At 73.5% G+C, this 18,037-nt stretch carries 14 protein-coding genes; 4 read left to right on the forward strand and 10 right to left on the reverse strand.

The features are described 5' to 3' along the window. Positions 1-4: 4 nt before the first annotated feature. The 5 genes from GA0070603_RS19565 to GA0070603_RS19585 form a co-directional block, all read right to left on the reverse strand. Complete coding sequence (locus GA0070603_RS19565) at positions 5-1,159, reverse strand: acyl-CoA dehydrogenase family protein (RefSeq protein WP_091316161.1); 1,155 nt, start codon at positions 1,157-1,159, stop codon at positions 5-7. Between the two features lie 81 nt (positions 1,160-1,240). Beyond that, on the reverse strand, positions 1,241-2,773 hold the full coding sequence (locus GA0070603_RS19570; protein ID WP_091322119.1) for an acyl-CoA carboxylase subunit beta: 1,533 nt from the start codon (positions 2,771-2,773) through the stop codon (positions 1,241-1,243). 204 nt (positions 2,774-2,977) lie between these two features. Next, a complete protein-coding gene (locus tag GA0070603_RS19575) occupies positions 2,978-3,898 on the reverse strand; it encodes a hydroxymethylglutaryl-CoA lyase (protein ID WP_091316163.1) in 921 nt (306 codons plus the stop codon). 150 nt (positions 3,899-4,048) lie between these two features. After that, a complete protein-coding gene (locus GA0070603_RS19580) occupies positions 4,049-5,386 on the reverse strand; it encodes an acetyl-CoA carboxylase biotin carboxylase subunit (protein ID WP_091316181.1) in 1,338 nt (445 codons plus the stop codon). A gap of 96 nt (positions 5,387-5,482) precedes the next feature. Continuing rightward, a complete protein-coding gene (locus tag GA0070603_RS19585) occupies positions 5,483-6,109 on the reverse strand; it encodes a TetR/AcrR family transcriptional regulator (protein ID WP_091316184.1) in 627 nt (208 codons plus the stop codon). Positions 6,110-6,222: 113 nt separating this feature from the next. Between GA0070603_RS19585 and GA0070603_RS19590 the strand changes: the two genes are divergently transcribed. Next, positions 6,223-7,422, forward strand: a complete 1,200-nt coding sequence (locus GA0070603_RS19590; RefSeq protein ID WP_091316186.1) for an MFS transporter — start codon at positions 6,223-6,225, stop codon at positions 7,420-7,422. Positions 7,423-7,425: 3 nt separating this feature from the next. Here the strand turns inward: GA0070603_RS19590 and GA0070603_RS19595 are convergent, their stop codons facing one another. Then, complete coding sequence (locus GA0070603_RS19595) at positions 7,426-8,580, reverse strand: FAD-dependent monooxygenase (RefSeq protein WP_091316189.1); 1,155 nt, start codon at positions 8,578-8,580, stop codon at positions 7,426-7,428. A gap of 104 nt (positions 8,581-8,684) precedes the next feature. Here GA0070603_RS19595 and GA0070603_RS19600 point away from each other — a divergent pair, with 104 nt between their 5' ends. Beyond that, the gene (locus GA0070603_RS19600) at positions 8,685-9,260 is read left to right on the forward strand and encodes a TetR/AcrR family transcriptional regulator (RefSeq protein ID WP_208862916.1); all 576 of its coding nucleotides are present in this window, start codon (positions 8,685-8,687) and stop codon (positions 9,258-9,260) included. A gap of 66 nt (positions 9,261-9,326) precedes the next feature. Here the strand turns inward: GA0070603_RS19600 and GA0070603_RS19605 are convergent, their stop codons facing one another. The 4 genes from GA0070603_RS19605 to GA0070603_RS19620 form a co-directional block, all read right to left on the reverse strand. Further along, positions 9,327-10,229: a sulfurtransferase gene (locus GA0070603_RS19605; protein WP_091316195.1), complete on the reverse strand. Its 903-nt coding sequence runs from the start codon at positions 10,227-10,229 to the stop codon at positions 9,327-9,329. Between the two features lie 134 nt (positions 10,230-10,363). Continuing rightward, the gene (locus tag GA0070603_RS19610) at positions 10,364-13,294 is read right to left on the reverse strand and encodes an RHS repeat domain-containing protein (RefSeq protein ID WP_139131900.1); all 2,931 of its coding nucleotides are present in this window, start codon (positions 13,292-13,294) and stop codon (positions 10,364-10,366) included. Between the two features lie 196 nt (positions 13,295-13,490). Beyond that, positions 13,491-13,937, reverse strand: coding sequence for an imidazolonepropionase-like domain-containing protein (locus GA0070603_RS19615; protein WP_091316200.1), 447 nt, complete (start codon positions 13,935-13,937; stop codon positions 13,491-13,493). Between the two features lie 2 nt (positions 13,938-13,939). Continuing rightward, the gene (locus tag GA0070603_RS19620) at positions 13,940-14,707 is read right to left on the reverse strand and encodes an SGNH/GDSL hydrolase family protein (protein ID WP_091316204.1); all 768 of its coding nucleotides are present in this window, start codon (positions 14,705-14,707) and stop codon (positions 13,940-13,942) included. A gap of 236 nt (positions 14,708-14,943) precedes the next feature. Here GA0070603_RS19620 and GA0070603_RS19625 point away from each other — a divergent pair, with 236 nt between their 5' ends. Together GA0070603_RS19625 and GA0070603_RS19630 are read left to right on the forward strand one after the other, a co-directional pair. Then, on the forward strand, positions 14,944-16,485 hold the full coding sequence (locus GA0070603_RS19625) for a hypothetical protein (RefSeq protein ID WP_091316206.1): 1,542 nt from the start codon (positions 14,944-14,946) through the stop codon (positions 16,483-16,485). 22 nt (positions 16,486-16,507) lie between these two features. After that, entirely contained in the window at positions 16,508-18,010 is a 1,503-nt protein-coding gene (locus GA0070603_RS19630) for a PQQ-binding-like beta-propeller repeat protein (RefSeq protein ID WP_091316208.1), read from the forward strand. Positions 18,011-18,037 lie beyond the last annotated feature (27 nt).

Raw genomic sequence — 18,037 nt, forward strand, 5'->3', positions numbered from 1 at the left:
CCGGTCACATGCCGAGGTCGCGGGCGATGATCATGCGCTGCACCTCGCTGGTGCCCTCGCCGATCTCCAGGATCTTGGAGTCCCGCCAGAAGCGGGCCACCGGGTACTCGTTCATGAAGCCGTAGCCGCCGTGGATCTGGGTGGCCTCGCGGGCGTTGTCCACCGCGATGGTGCTGGCGTGCAGCTTGGCGATGGCCGCCTGCCGCTTGAACGGCTCGCCGGCCAGCATCCGGGCGGCCGCGTCGTAGTAGGCCAGCCGGGCGGTGTGCGCCTTCATCTCCATGTCGGCGACCTTGAACTGGATCGCCTGGTACGCGCCGATCGGCCGGCCGAACGCCTGCCGCTCCTTCGCGTATTTGATCGACTCGTCGACGCAGCCCTGCGCGAGGCCGACTGCCAGGGCGGCGATGGCGATCCGCCCCTCGTCGAGGATGCGCAGGAACTGGGCGAAGCCCCGGCCGCGCTCACCGAGCAGGTTCGCCGCCGGCACCCGGCAGTCGTCGAAGGTCAGCTCGTGCGTGTCCGAGGCCGTCCAGCCGACCTTCGAGTAGCCGGGCGCCACGCTGAAACCGGGCGTGCCGGACGGGACGATGATGGTGGACAGCTCCTTGGAGCCGTCCGGCTTCGTGCCGGTGACCGCGGTGACCGTGACCAGTGCGGTGATGTCGGTGCCGGAGTTGGTGATGAACGCCTTCGAGCCGTTGATCACCCACTCGCCGGTCGACTCGTCCAGGACTGCCCGGGTCTGGGTGCCGCCGGCGTCCGACCCGGTGCCCGGCTCGGTCAGCCCGAAGCCCGCGAGCGCCTCGCCGCTGAGCAGCTTCGGCAGCCACTGCGCCTTCTGCTCGTCGGTGCCGAACCGGTAGATCGGCATCGCGCCGAGGGAGACCGCCGCCTCGAGGGTGATGGCCACGCTGGAGTCGACCCGGGCCAGCTCCTCCAGGGCCAGGCAGAGGGCGAAGTAGTCGCCGCCCATGCCGCCGTGCTCCTCGGGGAAGGGGAGACCGAACAGGCCCATCTTGCCCATCTGGCGGATGATCTCGTACGGGAAGGTGTGCTGCTCGTAGTGCTCGGCGATGGCCGGGGCCACCACCTCGCGGGCGAAGTCCCGCACGCTCTCCCGCAGCGCCTCTTGTTCCTCGCTGAGCCGGAAGTCCATCTGATCCTCCTGGTGGGATGCCTGTGTGGACGGCCGCCGGGCGCTTGTGACGCCGGGGTCGGGTGGTGCGGGTCGGGTGGGTCAGACCGGGGTGACGCCGTGCCGGCGCCGGGCGAAGTGCCGCTCCTTGCCACGCGCGGCGGCGAACCGGCGGACCAGCTCGGCGCGCAGCTCGTGCGGCTCGACGATGGCGTCCACCACCAGCTCGCTGGCGAGCCGGACGATGTCGATGTCGCGCTCGTACTCCTCGCGCTTCGCGGCCACGAAGGCGGCCCGCTCGGCCTCGTCCTCGATGGCGGCGATCTTGTTGGCGTAGACGGCGTTGACCGCGGCCTCCGCGCCCATCACGGCGATCTTGGCGGTGGGCAGCGCGATGGTGGCGTCCGGCTCGAAGCCGGGGCCGGCCATCGCGTAGAGGCCGGCGCCGTACGCCTTGCGGACCACCACGCAGATCTTGGGTACGGTCGCCTCGGAGATCGCGGTGATCATCTTGGCGCCGTGCCGGATGATGCCCTGCTTCTCCACGGCGCTGCCGACCATGAACCCGGGCACGTCGGACAGGAACAGCAGCGGCACGTTGAACGCGTCGCAGAGCTGCACGAACCGGGTCGCCTTGTCGGCCGAGTCGACGAAGAGCACGCCGCCCTTGAACATCGAGTTGTTGCCGACCACGCCGACGACCTCGCCGTTCAGCCGGCCGAAGCCGATGGTCAGCTCCTTGGCCCAGAGCGCCTGGATCTCGAAGAAGCTGCCCTCGTCGAGCAGGCCCTTGACGTAGCGGCGCATGTCGAACGCCTGCCGCTCGCTCGCCGGGACCAGCGCGGCCAGGTCGGCCTTCTCCGGCGCGGGCGTCGCCTCGGCGGCCGGCGGGGCCTGGGTCCAGTTGGTCGGCAGGTAGGACAGGTAGCGCCTGACCACGTCGAGCGCCTCGGCCTCGGTCTTGCAGAGGAAGTGCCCCACGCCGGACTCGGCGCAGTGCACCTTGGCCCCACCCATCGCCTCCAGGGTGGTCTTCTCGCCGGTGACCATCTCGACCATGCGGTCGGAGCCGAGGTACATGCTGGCGTTGCCGTCGACCATGGCGACCACGTCGCAGAACGCGGGGATGTAGGCGCCGCCCGCGGCGCTCGGCCCGAACAGGGCGCAGACCTGCGGAATCGAACCCGAGGCGCGGACCTGGTTCCAGAAGATCTTGCCGGCGCCCCGCCGACCGGGGAAGAGGTCGACCTGGTCGGTGATCCGGGCCCCGGCCGAATCGACCAGGTAGACCATGGGCACGCTTGTCGAGTAGGCCCGCTCGATGATCCGGATGATCTTCTCGACGGTGCGGGCGCCCCAGCTGCCGGCCTTCACCGTGGAGTCGTTCGCCATGAGGCAGACCGGGCGGCCGTCGATGGTGGCGGTGCCGGTGACCACGCCGTCGGCGGGCAGCCCCTCGGCCATCGCGTTGGCGTAGAGCCCGTCCTCGACGAAGGACCCCTCGTCCACCAGGTACGCGACCCGCTCGCGGGCGAACAGCTTGCCCTTGGCGGCGTTCGCCGCGTGGTACTTGTCCGCACCGCCGGCCTTGGCGCGCTTGCGCAGCTGCTCCAGAGCCTCACCGTCGAGCGTCACGCCGACTCCCATTGCCACCGGCCGCCTTGTGGGCGCACCGACCGACCTGAACGATCGTTAGGCTATCCCATCCAAACCCGGTCCGGCGACCCCACGCCGGCCTCCCGCGCCGGCCTCCCGCCGACCCCTGCGTTGATCAAGAAGTTCGCGTCCGGATCGGGCCGGATTGAGACGCAAACTTCTTGATCAACTCTGCGGGGGTGGTCAGGAGGGGATCGGGGTCAGGCGGGTGCGCGGGCCGGCGCGGAGGACGCCGGAGGGGAGCTTCTTGCCGACCAGTTCCTCGGCCAGCTCGGCGGCCTCGACCAGCGCGTCCAGGTCGATCCCGGTGTCGATGCCCATGTCGTGCAGCATGTGCACGGCCTCCTCGGTGGCCAGGTTGCCGCTGGCGCCCGGGGCGTACGGGCAGCCGCCGAGGCCGCCGACGCTGGCGTCGAACTCGGTGATCCCCAGCTCCATGGCCGTGAGCATGTTGGCCAGTGCGGTGCCCCGCGTGTTGTGGAAGTGCAGCAGCACCGGCACGTGGGCGTTGCGGTCCCGGACCGCGGTGACGAGTTCGCGGACCCGCCGGGGCGTGCCCATGCCGGTGGTGTCGCCGAACGCCACCCGGTCGGCGCCGTCCCGGACCACCCGGTCGACGATGCCGGCCACGCGCTTCGGGTCGACGTCGCCCTCGTACGGGCAGCCGAAGCTGGTCGCCACGATCACCTCGGCGGTCGCGCCCGCGCCATGCAGCAGGTCGATCAGCTCGGCGATGTCGTCGAGCGACTCCTCCGTGGAGCGGTTGACGTTGCGCCGGTTGTGCGTGTCGCTGGCCGAGACCACCACCTCGATCTCGGTGAAGCCGGCGGCGAGGGCGCGCTGCGCGCCCCGGCTGTTCGGCACCAGCGCGGAGTAGCGCACCCCGTCGGCCTTCGCGGCCCGCTGCCACACCTCGTCGGCGTCGGCCATCTGCGGGATCGCCTTAGGGTGCACGAAGGACACGGCCTCGATCCGCCGCACGCCGGTGCGCGACAGCGCGTCGATCAGCCGCACCTTGGCGTCGGTGGGGATGGGCTCCTCGTTCTGGAGCCCGTCGCGCGGCCCGACCTCCCGGATGGAGACGAAGTCCGGCAGTTCCGCCATAAGGGGTCACCTCGCTGTGACGGTGTTACGTGATGGGTCCTCCCAGCATCCCACCCGGCCGGCCCCCGCCGGTGATCATGAAGTTAGCGGCGCCAAAAGGGACCAGTTCTGCCGCCAACTTCATGATCAACCCCGAGGGGGCGGCGGGCGTCAGCGCATGCGGGAGACGATGCCGGTGTCGTAGTCGCCGGAGAGGAACTCCGGGTTCTCCAGCAGTTCGGCGAAGAAGGGCAGGTTGTTCTTCGGGCCGGCGATCTCGAACTGGGCCACCGCGGCCCTGGCCCGCTCGACCGCCTCGTCCCGGGTGGCGCCGCTGACGATCAGCTTGGCCATCAGGCTGTCGTAGAACGGGGTGACCGTGTTGCCGGCGACGTAGCCCGAATCCACCCGCACCCCGGAACCCGACGGCTCGTTCCAGGTGGTGATGGCGCCCGGGCCGGGCAGGAACCGCTTCGGGTCCTCGGCGTTGACGCGCAGCTCGATGGCGTGCCCGCGCGGCGCGAGCGCGTCCGGGTCGAAGGTCGGGGCCAGGCCGGCGGCCACCCGCAGCTGCTCCTCGACCAGGTCGACGCCGTAGACGTACTCGGTGACCGGGTGCTCGACCTGGAGCCGCGTGTTCATCTCCAGGAAGAAGAACTCGTCGGTGGTGGGGTCGAGCAGGCACTCGACAGTGCCCGCGTTGCGGTAGTTGACCGCCTCGCCCGCCCGGACCGCCGCCGCCAGGAACCGCGCACGCAGCTCGGGCGAGACCGCCGGGGACGGGGACTCCTCGACCAGCTTCTGGTTGCGCCGCTGCACCGAGCACTCACGCTCGCCGAGGGCCACCACCCGGCCGTCGGCCAGGCCGAGGATCTGCACCTCGACGTGGCGTACCCGGGGGAAGTAGCGCTCGATCAGCACCGAGCCGTCGCCGAACATGCGCTCAGCGAACGAGCGGACCTTGTCGTACTCGGTGCGCAGCCCGGCCTCGTCCGTCGCCACGCCCATGCCCATGCCGCCGCCACCGGCCGCTGCCTTGACCATCACCGGGTAGCCGATCTCCGCGGCGGCGGCGACCGCCGCGTCCAGGTCGGCCGCCGGCTCGGTGGTGCCGGGCGCGACCGGCACCCCCGCCGCCGCCATGAGGTTCCGGGCGTTGATCTTGTCGCCCATCGCGCTGATCGCGTCCGCGCCGGGTCCGACCCAGATCAGGCCGCTGGCCTCGACGGTACGGGCGAAGTCCGCGTTCTCGGACAGGAAGCCGTAGCCGGGGTGGATCGCCTGGGCGCCGGTGTCCCGACCGGCGGCGAGGATCGCCTCGACGTTGCGGTAGCTCAGCGCGGGGTTGGCCGGGCCGACACAGACCGCCTCGTCGGCCTCGGTGACGAAGGGAAGCCCGGCGTCGGCCTCCGAGTGCACGGCGATGGCACGGATCCCGAGCTTCTTCGCGGTGCGGACGATGCGGCGCGCGATCTCGCCACGGTTGGCCACCAACAGCGATTCGAACAAGGAAGGGTCCCTTCTTAACGCCTCTTGCATAGCAGGGGCCCCTTCATAACACGCGCACGGCGCGCGTGCTTAACGCACGTTAAGGCGTGCCGGGCGTCAGGCCGGGTCTGTGGGGGCGAGAAGCGCGGCCAGCGTGGCGCCCCGCAGCAGCTCAGCCCGGCGGCGGCGATCCACCTCGCCACCGAGGAACGGGGTGGAGTTCATGAGGCCGAACGCCGCGTGCGCGAGCACCCGCGCCTCGCCGTCCGGCAGCCCCGGGTGCAGCGCGGTCAGCACGGTCACCCACTCCTCGACGTACATCCGCTGGAGCCGGCGGATGCGGCGGCGCGGCTCGTCCGGGAGGCGGTCCAGCTCGTGCAGGTGCAGGGCGATCACCGCGGGGTTGGCCAGCGCGAAGTCGACGTGGAAGTCGATGAGCGACTCCAGCGTGCCGCGCGGGTCGTCGGGGTGGTTGGCGGCCCGCTCCTTGCCACCCGCGAGCAGCCCCTCGCTCACCGGGATCAGCGCGGCGACCAGCATCGCCTCCTTGCCGGCGAAGTGGTGGTAGAGCGCCGGGCCGGTGACCCCGGCGGCCGCGCCGATGTCGTCCATCGACACGCCGTGGTAGCCGCGCGCCGCGAAGAGCCCGACCGCGATCTCCAGGATCTCGTCCCGCCGGGACCGGCGCCGGCCCGCACCCGTCGCGCCGTTCGCCGCGCCCCGCGCCTGCTGTTCCACCGCCACCGGGCCAGCCTAGACCGCGCGCCCAAGCTGGTGGAGTCTCGGTTACCCGTCGGTCGCCTCACATCCCGGGCCGCTTGACCCTCGACCGGGTTCAGGCCGCAGGGTCCGTCGGCATGACCGCTACCGCTACCGCGCTCGGCCGGGACTACCGGCTGCTCTGGTCCGCCGCCGTTTCGTCCCGCTTCGGCGACGCGCTGCGTACGCCGGCCCTGGCCCTGCTGGCCGCCGCGCTCACCCGCGATCCCCGGGCGATCGCCGCGGTGACCGTGGCCGGGCAGCTCCCGCCGCTGCTGTTCGGGCTGCTCGGCGGCGCGTACGCCGACCGGTGGGACCGGCGGCGGACCATGGCGGCGGTGGACGGGGCCCGGGCCGTGGTGGTGGCGGCGCTGGCCGTGCTGGTCGCCACCGGCCGGGCCGGGGTCGCCGTGCTGGCCGCCGCCGCGTTCCTGCTCGCCACCCTGGGCACGCTCTTCGACGCGTCCGCCTTCGCCCTGCTGCCGTCGCTCGTGTCGCCGGGCGCCCTGGCCACCGCCAACGGCCGGCTCCAGGCCGGGACGGCCGTCGCGGGCGGACTCCTCGGCACCCCGCTGGCGGGGGTCCTCTTCGCCCTGGCCGCGTCGCTCCCGCTTGCCGTGGACGCGATCACATTCGCCCTCGCGGCCGCCCTCGTCCTCGCCCTCCGCCCGCTGCCGGCGGCCCCGCCCCGGCCGGCCGGTCGGGGGGTGTGGCGGGAGGCGTGGGCCGGAATGCGGTGGGTGCGCCGGGACCGGGTGCTGTGGGGGATCGCCCTCGCCTCGGCCGGGTCGAACGTGGCGATCAGCGGGGTGATGGCGGTGCTGGTGCTCTACGCGCTCGGGGCCCTGCGGGTGCCGGCGCAGGCGTACGGGTTGTTCGCGGCGGGGGTGGTGGCCGGTGGGCTGCTCGGTGCGCTGGTCGCCGGCCGGGTGGCAGCGCGGTTCGGCACCCTGCCCGCGCTGCGCGCCGTGCTGCTCGGGCAGACCGTGGCGCTGGCCGGGTTCGCCCTGGCCCGCGGCCCGGTGACCGGGGGCGTCGCGCTGGCCGCGTTCGCCGCCGGCACCACGATCTGGAACAGCCTGTGGTCGGCGTACGGGCAGGGGCACGTGCCGGCGGAGCTGCTCGGGCGGGTCGGCGCGGCGCAGCGGGTGGTCGGCCTGGCCGCCGCGCCGGTCGGGGCGGCGCTTGCCGGGTTCGCCGGCGAGGCGTACGGCGTCGGCCCGGTGGTCGGCGCGGCGGCGGGCGTGTTCGCCCTGGTCACCGCCGCCGCGTGGGGAACGTTCCGCAGCACGGCCTGATCCTCAGCGGCCCGTCGGTTCGAAGCCGGCCAGCCGGACGGCGAGCCGCTGCCGGACCGGCGGCAGGACCGAGGCTCCCCGGAGCAGCAGGTCGCGCAGGGGGCGGGTGGCCGGCGGGACGGCGGTGAGCCGGGTGAGACCGGCGGCGAAGCCGAGCACCTCCTCGGCGAGCGGGCGGCGGGCGGCGGCGTACCCGTCGAGGAGCGCGTCGGGGCCTCCGGCCAGCACGGCGGCGAGGGTGTCGCCCAGGGCGACCCCGTCGCGCAGGCCGAGGTTCATCCCCTGCCCGCCGGCCGGGCTGTGCACGTGCGCCGCGTCCCCGGCGAGCAGAACGGGGCCGGACCGGTAGGTGCCGGCGATGCGGTGGTGGATCCGGAACCGGGAACTCCAGCGCACGTCGGTGACCCGGTCCGGCCGCCGGGCCGGCCCCCGCTCGTCGAGCAGGTCCTGGAAATGGCGGGCCTGCGGCTCGCGGGGCGCGTCCGGCACCGAGGCGACCACCCGTACGGTGCCGTCGGGCAGCGGCGCCCAGACCAGCGGCCCCCGCGGGGCGAGGAAGAGGTTGACCTGGTCGCGCGGCAGGGCGCTGTCCACCCGGATGTCGGCGAGCAGGAACGACTCGCCGGGGTCGGTGGGCCCGCCGAAGTCGATGCCGGCCAGCTCGCGGACCGGGCTGCGCATGCCGTCGGCGCCGACGACCCAGCGGGTCCGGACCTTCTCGCCACCCGCGAACGTGGCCGTGGCGCCGCCGCCGTCGAGGTCGAGGCCGGTCAGCTCATACGGCCGGAGCACCCGCCCGCCGAGCGCGGCGAGCCGGTCGGCGAGCACCGCCTCGGTCTCGGCCTGGGAGACCAGCAGCGCGTACGGGTAGCGGGACGGCAACCTGTCGAAGGGGACGGTGAGCAGCACCCGGTCCCGCTCGCGGACGGTGAACCGCCTCGACGGCAGCCCGCGGGCGGCCAGCGGGGCGGCGACGCCGATCCGGTCCAGCACCTCCAGGGTGCCGGCGTGCACCACGGCGGCCCGTGAGGTGACCGGCGGGGTGGCGAGCCGGTCCACCACTGTCGCGGTGACGCCGTGCCCCGCCAGGGTGGCGGCCACGGCCAGGCCGGTCGGCCCGGCACCCACCACGAGGACATCGGTGCGCTCGGGAAGCATCGTCCCACCTCCAGCTATGTCAACAACTGTTTGCCAACACTTGTTGACGACGGTAGGCGCGGCGCGGCTTCTATGTCAACGCTTGTTGGCCTACAGTTGTGGGCATGACCGACACGGCACCCCGCGCCCGCCGCTCGGACGCCACCCGGGCCGCCATCCTGCGCGCCGCCCGGGAGCGGTTCGCCGCCGACGGCTACGAGCGGGCCACCATCCGGGCCATCGCCGCCGAGGCCCGGATCGACCCGTCCATGGTGATGCGCTACTACGGCAGCAAGGAGGGGCTCTTCGCCGCGGCCGCCGAGTTCGACCTGCGCCTGCCGGACCTGACCGCCGTGCCGCCGGACAACCTCGGCGAGACGCTGGTGCGGCACTTCCTCCGCCGCTGGGAGGGCGACGAGACGCTCGCCGCCCTGCTCCGGGCCGCCAGCACCAACCCGGGAGCGGCCGAGCGGATGCGCCTCCTCTTCGCCGACCAGCTCGCCGCGGCCGTGGCCGGCTTCGGCACCGACCCGGCGTCCACCGCCCGCCGGGCCGGCCTCGTGGCCAGCCAGACCCTCGGCCTGGCCTTCACCCGGTACATCGTCCGCCTGCCGCCGGTCGTGGAGATGACGCCGGACGAGCTCGTCGCCTGGGTCGCACCGACCCTCCAGCGCTACCTCACCGGCCGGCCCGAGAGCTGACCCACCCGGCCCGGAAACGGAAAGGTCCCCGCGGGCGACACGCCACGCGGGGACCGGCCGGCCGGGTCAGCCGTTGATGCTGCCCGGCTCGTCGCCCCGCACGACGGGGGCCCGGACCAGGTTGCCCCACTCGGTCCACGAGCCGTCGTAGTTGCGCACCCTCGGGAACCCGAGCAGGTGCTGCAGCACGAACCAGGTGTGGCTGGACCGCTCGCCGATCCGGCAGTACGCCACCACGTCGTCGGACGGGCTCAGGCCGAGCTGGTCCTGATAGATGGCACGCAGCTCGTCGACCGGCTTGAAGGTGCCGTCGTCGTTGGCGGCGGCCTTCCACGGCTTGCTCAGCGCCCCCGGGATGTGCCCGCCGCGCAGCGCGCCCTCCTGCGGGTACGCCGCCATGTGCAGCATCTCGCCCGTGTACTCCCCCGGCGACCGCACGTCGACGAGCGGCCGGCCGGCGGCCACGTGCGCCATCACCTCGTCGCGGAACGCCCGGATCGGCGCGTCGTTCCGCTCCGGCACCGGGTAGTCGGCGCGCGGCCGGGTCACCTTGTCCTTGGACATCTCGCGCCCCTCGGCGACCCACTTCATCCGGCCGCCGTCGAGCAGCCGGACGTCGGCGTGCCCGAAGAGCTTGAACACCCAGAGGGCGTACGCGGCCCACCAGTTGAAGTTGTCGCCGTAGAAGACCACCGTGTCGTCGCGGCCGATGCCCTTGGCGGCGCACAGCTCGGCGAAGCTCTTGGCGTCCAGGTAGTCCCGGCTCACCTGGTCGTTCAGCTCGGTGTGCCAGTCGACCTTCACGGCGCCGGGGATGTGGCCGGTGTCGTAGAGCAGGACGTCCTCGTCGGACTCGACCACCACGAGGCCCTCGTCGCCCAGGTGCTCGGCCAGCCACTCCGTGGTGACCAGGCGCTGCGGGTCGGCGTACGACTGGAAGTGCGGATTCGGATCACTCGGCACAGGCATGAGCCCCAAGGTACGCCGGATCGGCGGGTCGCGACCGGGCATCCCGCATCGGGGTCGCCGGAGGTGGCGGCCCACACACGACCGGCCCACCACCCGGGCGAGGGTGGTGGGCCGGCCGGCTCGGTCGAGGGGCGTCAGCCCTGGACCACGAACCAGTAGTACGCGTAGTCCGAGCGGTTGCCCGCCTTGTCGACCGCGTACACCGAGATCGGGTACCAGCGCGCCTCGGTCGGCGTGAGGGTCACCGAGGCGGTGCCGTCGGCGCCCGCCGGGACGGTCACCTCGGGCCCGTTGTCGAACTGGTAGACGTACGTCTCCACGTCGGGCATGCGCGGGGCGAAGGTGAAGACGCCCGGCACACCCACCCCGCCGGCGGCCTCACCCGACGGGTAGGTCGTCGAGCTGACGGTCGGAGCGGTGCTGACCATGAAGGAGTAGGTGGCCTCCGGCGACAGCTCACCGGCGGCCGAGCGGGCCCGGACCGTCAGCGTGTTCCGGAAGCCCCGGTCCGGGGTGACGGTCAGCTCGGCGGCCGTGCCGTCGGTCACCGCCACGGTCTGCTCCGGCCCGTCGTTGAGCCGGTAGACGAACGCCACGGTGTCCGGCAGCTCGGAGTCGAAGCGGAAGCCACCGGCCACGCCGATCCCGCCCTGCGGGTCGTACTCGTTGTAGAGGTACGAGATGATCGTCGGCTTCGGCTCGCGGACGGTGAAGGCGTACTCGCGCGGCTGGGTCACCGTGCCGTCGCCGGTCTCGCCGCGCACGGTCAGCATCTGCCAGCCGGAGCGCTCGGGCGTCCAGGTGATCGAGGCGGTCCCGTCGGCCGCCGCGTCGATCGTCTTCTCCTCCTCGCCGTAGAAGGCGTAGTGGTACTTCACCACGTCCGGCCGCTGCGGCGTGACGGTGAAGACCCCGGCCACGCCGGGCAGGCCGCTGTTGGTGTCCTTCGGGTACTGCGCCGACGCGACAAGCGGCGCGTCGTTCACCAGGAAGGTGAACGTCCGCTCCGGGGACACGGTGCCGTCCGCGGTGACGCCGCGGGCGACCAGGGTGTGGGTGCCGCCCTGGTCGGGCGTCCAGCTGACCGTGGCGTAGCCGTTGCCGTCGGCGTCGACGCTCTGCTCGGCGCCGCCGTCGAAGCGGTAGCGGAAGGACACCGTCTCGGGCACCTCGGAGCTGAACCGGAACTCGCCGGCCTGGCCCGGCCCGCCGGCCCACCAGTTCGCGTTGTACGGGTCACCGGAGATGCCGGGCAGCAGGTCCCGCACGGTGAAGTACCAGGTCGCCGCCTCGGACTCGGTGCCGTCACGGCTGACGCTCCACACCGCCAGATTGGTCCAGCCGGCCTCCTTCGGCGCCCAGGTCACCGACGCGGTGCCGTCGGCGTTCGCGGCTACCGTGGCCTCCTCGCCGTTGAACTGGTAGCGGTAGCTGACCGTGTCCGGCAGGCGCGGGGTGAAGGTGAAGACGCCGGGCACGCCCTGGCCGCCGCCGAAGCCGTACTCCTCGTAGACCGTGGCCGAGATCCTGGGCTCGGTGAGCAGCGTGAAGCTGCGCGTCGCGGTGGCCGTCACCCCGGCGGCGGTGAGGCTGGTGACGGAGAGCGTCCGGTAGCCGCCCCGGGTGGCGGTGACGGTGATCGAGGCGGTGCCGTCGGCGGCCGCGTCGACGGTCTGCTCCGGGTCGCCGTCGAGGCCGAAGCGGTAGCGCGCCACCCCGTCCATCCGCGGCCGCACCTGGAAGGTCGTCGCCACCCCGACCTCGGTCAGGGTGCCGTCGACGATCGGCGACACGTCGCTGGCGCGGAAGTCGTACGTGGTGGTCGCCGACCGGTTGCCGGCCGCGTCGAGGCTCCACACGCGCAGGTAGTTGATGCCGGCCCGCGGGGTCACCGCGACGGTGGCCGTGCCGCCCGGCCGGTCCGCGGCAACCGACTTGTCGAGCTGGTCGTTCAGCGAGTAGCCGAAGCCGACCGCGTCGGCGGCGCCGTTGGCGCCGAAGGTGAACTCGCCGGCCAGGGCCGGCGGCCAGCCGTCCTGGGGGAAGTCCGTGGAGGTGACCGTCGGCGCCGTGGCGGGACCCTGGAAGTCGGTCCGGAAGTAGCAGACCGGGCTCCACTCGCCGGTGGCCCGGCTGTCCGCCGCGCGCATCTGCCAGGCGTACGTCCGGTCGTGCTGGAACAGGTCGTAGCTGAACCGGCCGACGGCGCGCTGGCCGTCCCAGGCGGTGTCGGTCCGCTCGATCCGGGCGTCCGGCTGGTCGACCGGCCAGAGCGCGACGGTCGCGGTGAGCTGGTCGGTGCCGCCGGAGTCGTTGCGGTCCTTGTCGTGCAGGATCGCCGACAGGCCCAGGTCGCCCCGGCGGACCAGCTGGTACGGCTCGGCCGTGGTGCAGGCCTTGCCGTTGGTCTGCGGATCGGTCGGCACGCCGGGCCGGAAGTTGTGGTCGACGGAGAGGCCGGCCCGGCTGGCGTACCTGCGGGCCAGCGTCGGGTCCGCCTCCACGGCGGCGGGCAGCCGCAGCGACAGGGTCAGCGTCGACAGGCCCTCGGCGAGCGCCTGGCGCAGCCCCTCGGTGGCGTCGAAGCCCACGTAGGGAGCGGGACACCTGGACTGGTCCGGCAGCCTTGTCGTGTCGATGCGGGCCAGGTCGGCCGGCGGCTTCAACCAGCTCGACTTGACCGTGTAGGGCGCGGTGCGCCACAGCTCGATCTCCGGGCGCTTCGCGCAGTCCGGCGCCGCGGTCTCCTTCACGTCGAGCTTGGCGGACTCGATGTCCGCCCCCCGGTAGCGGGAGATGTCGAAGGTGAAGTAGGCGCGTGAGGTGTGCGGGTGGCCCTCGCTGTCCGGCCACGTGCCGACGGGCACCTCACCGGCCCGGTCGATGTTGTTCTTGCTGGGCAGCCTGGAGTCGGTCCACGCCCAGGAGGTGTTGGTCTCGTAGCGCACGTCGTAGGCGGCGGCCGGCGCGGCGGTCGCGACGACCGTGCCGGCACCGACCACCATGGACAGGGCGGCGGCGAGCAGACTTCGGCCACCGGCGCGGGACGGATTTCGTGCAGGCATGAGGGTCATCCCTCATCCACCTTTCCCCGATTTCACCCCGGACACGATCGCCGGGGGCAGCGGATGCTATCCGGCGGGGAAGACATTCGGCGATCCCGATTCCGACGCGGCACCCCACATTGGACGTGCCGGCGTGCAGATTCACCCGTTGGGCCGGTCGGCACGCCGGCCGATCGTCGGTCGGGAGGGTCGCCGGTCAGGCGCGGCGGTGCACCAGCCGGCCGGCCACCACGGTGGCCAGGCAGGTGCCGTCGGCGCCGAAGACGGCCACGTCGGCCCGGCCGCCGACCACCAGTGCCGGCGGGCGGGCGGCGGGCAGCACCGCCACGTCGTTGCGCGCGGCGGCGGCCCGCAGCGCCGGGTCCGTGACATGGTCGGCGAGCACCGCGGCGGCCCCGAGCCGGAACAGGGCGTGCACCCGCTCGCGCGGCGTCGGCGCGGGCGGCAGGGGCCCGTCGTGCACCAGCGCCGGCCCGAGGGTGCCGGCCCACCGCCGCACCCGCACCTCGGGGTACGCCCCGGTCAGCTCCTCCAGCGGCGCGACGGCCTCGACCCGGTCGCCGGTCACCAGGACGGCGTGCCCCGGCCGGGGCTCGTCGTCGAGGGTGAGCCGCAGCAGGGACGCGGCGTGCAGGGTCCGCACCGTCAGTCGGTGATCGGCCCGAGCACCGGTCGCTTGGCGGTGACGAAGTCGCCGGAGGAACGGCCGGTGAGCCGGCGCTTGAGCCACGGGGCCAGGTGCTGGCCGGCCCAGCGCAGGTCGGCCGCCCGGGCGGCCAGCCAGGGGGTGGGGGCCGGGTGCGGCGGCACCATCAGCCACTCCTCGTCACAGCCCACGCCGAGCGCGCTGAGCACCTGCCCGGCGACCCGCCGGTGCCCGGCCGCCGACAGGTGCAGCCGGTCGGTGCTCCAGAGCATCGGGTTGAGGTAGGTGGCGTCGGCGTACAGGTCGACGAGGATGGCGCCGTGCCGCTCGGCGACCTCGCCGACCACCCGGTTGAGCAGGGTCACCCGGGGAGCCACCAGCCGCTGCCCGGGCAGCCGGGCCATCACGTCGGCGAACCGGAACAGCACCACGTCGGCGCCGCTGGAGCGCAGCCGGCCGACCACCGCGTCGAAGCGCGGCACGAAGGAATCCGGGTCGAAGGTGCGGCGCAGCACGTCGTTGCCGCCGGCCGCGAAGCTGATCAGATCGGGCTTCATGGCCAGCGCGGCCGGCACCTGCTCGGCCACGACGTTCGGGAACAGACGGCCCCGGATGGCCAGGTTGGCGTACCCGAAATCCGGGCCGGCCTCGGCGGCGAGCCGGGTGGCGACCAGGTCGGCCCAGCCCCGGTAGGTGCCGTCCGGGTACGCGTCGTCCATCCCCTCGGTGAAGCTGTCGCCCACCGCCACGAAGTTGCGCCAGCGCACTGCGCCTCCCTCTGACCGACCCGCAGAGCTGCGTCGGCCAGTCTCGCACCGACCGGCCGCCCACCGCCCAACCCCCGCGCCGGACGTGGCGGAGGTCATCGGGACAAATGTCCCGCTTGATGGATCCGGGGCAGAAACCGCCCTGCGGATTGTGGATGATGTTGCCCGTCATCCGGTCCGGGGGCGGGAGGCGCCCGCCGCCGCGGCTGCCCACCGACGGCGCGAACGAGGCACGCATGACCCAGGGACATCCGGCCGCCCACCCGGGCGACGGTCAGCCGCACCCGCCGGTCCAGGCGTACCCGGCCGCACCGCCGGGCTTTCCCGCCGCACCCGGCTACCGGCCCCCGGGGGCGTACCCGGTCGGTCCGGGGCAGCCGGGGTTCGGGCCGTACCCGCCGGTCCCGCCGCCGCGGCCGAAGTCCCGGCGCGGCCTCTGGATCGGGATCGGCGCCGGGGTGCTGGTGCTGACCCTCTGCGCCGGCACGGCCGTCGGCGTGGGGGTCGGGCTGAGCGAGCGCGGCGAGGACGCGGCCCCGAAGGCCGCCGCCGCGGCCAACGGGGTGACCGTCACCCAGCAGGAACTGGACGACCTGCTGGCCCGGCACAGCAAGGCCCTCGCCGACAAGGACCTTAAGGCTTACCTGGCCCCGTTCGACCCGGCCCGCAAGGACCTGGTCGCCGGGCAGACCCGGCTCTTCACCAACCTGGGCAAGCTGCCCCTCGCCGTCGGCCGGTACCGCACCGTCGCCCAGCAGGGCCGCACCACCGACAGCTTCGGCCGCGGGGTCAGCTTCCAGCTCGACGTGTCCTTCGTGCACCAGTTCGAGGGGTACGACCTCACCCCGGTCGCCGAGTGGTACCGCTGGACCGTCGTCCGCGAGACCCGGGGCGCACCGCTCAAGGTCACCGCGGTCACCGGGGCGCCCGCCGCGCTGGGCAACTCGAAGACCGTCTACTACCCCGGCCCCTGGGACAAGTGGGGCGACATCCACGTCGAGCGCACCGCGCACACCCTCGTCATCACGGACGCCGCGCTGGCCGCCGAGGCGAAGCGGTACGCGCGGGTCGCCGAGGCGGCGGTGGCCGACGACTTCGCCGCCTGGCAGGCGGGCGGGGTGACCGCCGACATCCCGAAGGGCTTCGTCATCAGCCTCGTCAAGGGGAAGGCGGACCTCGGCTCGCTCTACCGGGTCAACAAGGAGGAGACCACCGAGGCCGGTGTCTCGATCGGCATGGTCTCCACCGAGCGGCAGAACGGTGTCGACATCGGTGGCAGTCGGATCGTCGTCGACGTGGGCGACCGGTCGTTCTTCGCCCCCGGCGACACGAAGGGTCCGCGCGAGATCTTCCGGCACGAGGTGGGCCACTCGCTGGTCGCCAGCCTGGAGGACGCCGACAAGCAGGACTTCTTCGACGGCATCGAGAACTGGATCGTGGAGGGCTTCGCCGAGTACCTGGCCCACCGGGGCGAGCCGCTGCGCGCCAGCGACCGCACCGCCCAGGCCCGGTCACTCGTCCGCTCCGGCGACTGGGACGGGACGCTGCCGAGCAACGTCGACTGGGACTCCCCGGGGCGGGTCAGCTTCCACTACTGGCTCGGACACGCGGCGATGACCCACCTGGCGGAGAAGTACGGCGAGCAGAAGCTGTTCCAGTTCGTGACCGCCCGCTACCGGGGTGCCACCGCCGACCAGGCCAGCCAGCAGGTGCTCGGCATCCCGCTGGCCCAGTTCCAGTCCGGCTGGACGGCGTACGTGCGGGCGCAGGCGCGGTGAACGGGACCCCGAGGAGCGCACGATGACGAACCCGCAGTCCCCCTGGCAGCCGCAGCCCGGGGCGCAGGTCCCGCCGCCGGTCCAGGGCGGGCACCCGGGCTGGCCGCCGGCCCCGCAGGCCGGTCAGCCGGCGTACCCCGTGGCCGGTCAGCCGGCGTACCCGCCGCAGGGTTGGCCGGGGGCGGCGCCGCAGCCGCCGGCGGCCCGTAAGCGGCGCGGGCGTCTCGCGCTGCTGATCGCCGGTGGGCTGGTGGCCGTGCTGGCCGTCGGGGCCGGCACCGCCTGGGGCGTCTCCCGGCTGGTCAGCGGCGGCTCGGGCGACGACGGCGAGCTGGCGACCGCCTGGGTGCTGGACTTCCCCGAGCGGCAGGACACCGGCCTGACCACCTACGACCAGCAGGACATGTTCGGCGCCTGGCTGGCCGGTGACACGGTGGTCCGGGCGCAGGGCGACGGGCTGCTCGCCTACCGGCTCTCCGACGGCGGGCAGGCGTGGGGCGCGCCCGCACCGGAGGGCACCTCGCTCTGCGTCGCCGCGCAGGCGGTGACCGAGGGCCGGGGCGCGGTGGCGGCCGGCTCCGACCGGTCCTGCGACACCGTCGCCGGCTTCGACCTGGCCAGCGGCAAGCTGACCTGGCAGGCGAAGTTCCCGGCGCCGGCCCGCGAGGGCCGGGACGCCCTGGCCGCGCCGGACCTCTCCGTCGCCGGCCAGCAGGTGATCGTCCGCTCCGGCGACACGATGATCGGGTTCTCCCTCGCCGACGGGAAGCAGTTGTGGCGCACCACCGGAGAGAAGCTGCTGCCGGGGCGCGGCTGCGGGTTCAAGGACATGCGGGCCGCCGCCGACCTGGTCGTGGTCACCTACGGCTGCTCGATCGGCGGTGAGGTCGACGGCGTCGACCCGGCGACCGGCAAGGTGCGGTGGCGGCAGCGGCTGCCCGAGACGAAGGTCACCGACGGCGTGCTGAGCGTGCGGCCGCTCATCAGCCTGCCCGGGCTGGGGCACGAGAGCTACACCGTGCGGGACCCGCGGACCGGCCGGCAGACCGGCTCGTTCACCGACCCGGTCGACGGCACCGAACTGTGGGACGTGCCGCCCAACCGGTCCAACGCGATCGACGGCCCGGCCGTCTACCAGTTCCTCGCCGACGACGACACGCTCTACTACCCGACGTTCCCGAAGAACGTGCCGAACTCGGGCCGGTCGGCCAACCAGATCATCGCCATCGACCTGGCCACCGGCAAGCGGCGCTGGGTCTCGTCGGGGCACAGCGCCAGCAAGGTCGAACTGATCCGCCGGGACGAGCAGGGCCTGCTGGCCTGGGAGACCGGCGACCGGCGGAAGCTGCCGCCCCGGCTGGTCCGCATCGACCCCGCCACCGGCACGGTCAGCCCGGTGGCGAAGGGGCCGCTGTCGGCCGGCTTCGAGGGCGAGGAGGCCAAGGTCATGGAGCGGGACGGGGTCGTCGTGATCGTGCCCTGGAAGCACGTCGTGGCCGACCGGGCGATCACCGTGCTGCGCTGAGCCGGGGCGGGCCGGTGGCCCGCCCCG

The sequence above is a fragment of the Micromonospora chersina genome (assembly GCF_900091475.1).
In the GTDB taxonomy this organism is placed as follows: Bacteria; Actinomycetota; Actinomycetes; order Mycobacteriales; family Micromonosporaceae; genus Micromonospora; species Micromonospora chersina.

Excerpts from the sequence above, each read along its gene's own strand:
- GA0070603_RS19565 (WP_091316161.1), bottom strand. The coding sequence starts at position 1,159 with ATGGACTTCCGGCTCAGCGAGGAACAAGAGGCGCTGCGGGAGAGCGTG.
- GA0070603_RS19575 (WP_091316163.1), bottom strand. The coding sequence starts at position 3,898 with ATGGCGGAACTGCCGGACTTCGTCTCCATCCGGGAGGTCGGGCCGCGC.
- GA0070603_RS19590 (WP_091316186.1), top strand. The coding sequence starts at position 6,223 with ATGACCGCTACCGCTACCGCGCTCGGCCGGGACTACCGGCTGCTCTGG.
- GA0070603_RS19595 (WP_091316189.1), bottom strand. The coding sequence starts at position 8,580 with ATGCTTCCCGAGCGCACCGATGTCCTCGTGGTGGGTGCCGGGCCGACC.
- GA0070603_RS19600 (WP_208862916.1), top strand. The coding sequence starts at position 8,685 with ATGACCGACACGGCACCCCGCGCCCGCCGCTCGGACGCCACCCGGGCC.
- GA0070603_RS19605 (WP_091316195.1), bottom strand. The coding sequence starts at position 10,229 with ATGCCTGTGCCGAGTGATCCGAATCCGCACTTCCAGTCGTACGCCGAC.
- GA0070603_RS19610 (WP_139131900.1), bottom strand. The coding sequence starts at position 13,294 with ATGCCTGCACGAAATCCGTCCCGCGCCGGTGGCCGAAGTCTGCTCGCC.
- GA0070603_RS19625 (WP_091316206.1), top strand. The coding sequence starts at position 14,944 with ATGACCCAGGGACATCCGGCCGCCCACCCGGGCGACGGTCAGCCGCAC.
- GA0070603_RS19630 (WP_091316208.1), top strand. The coding sequence starts at position 16,508 with ATGACGAACCCGCAGTCCCCCTGGCAGCCGCAGCCCGGGGCGCAGGTC.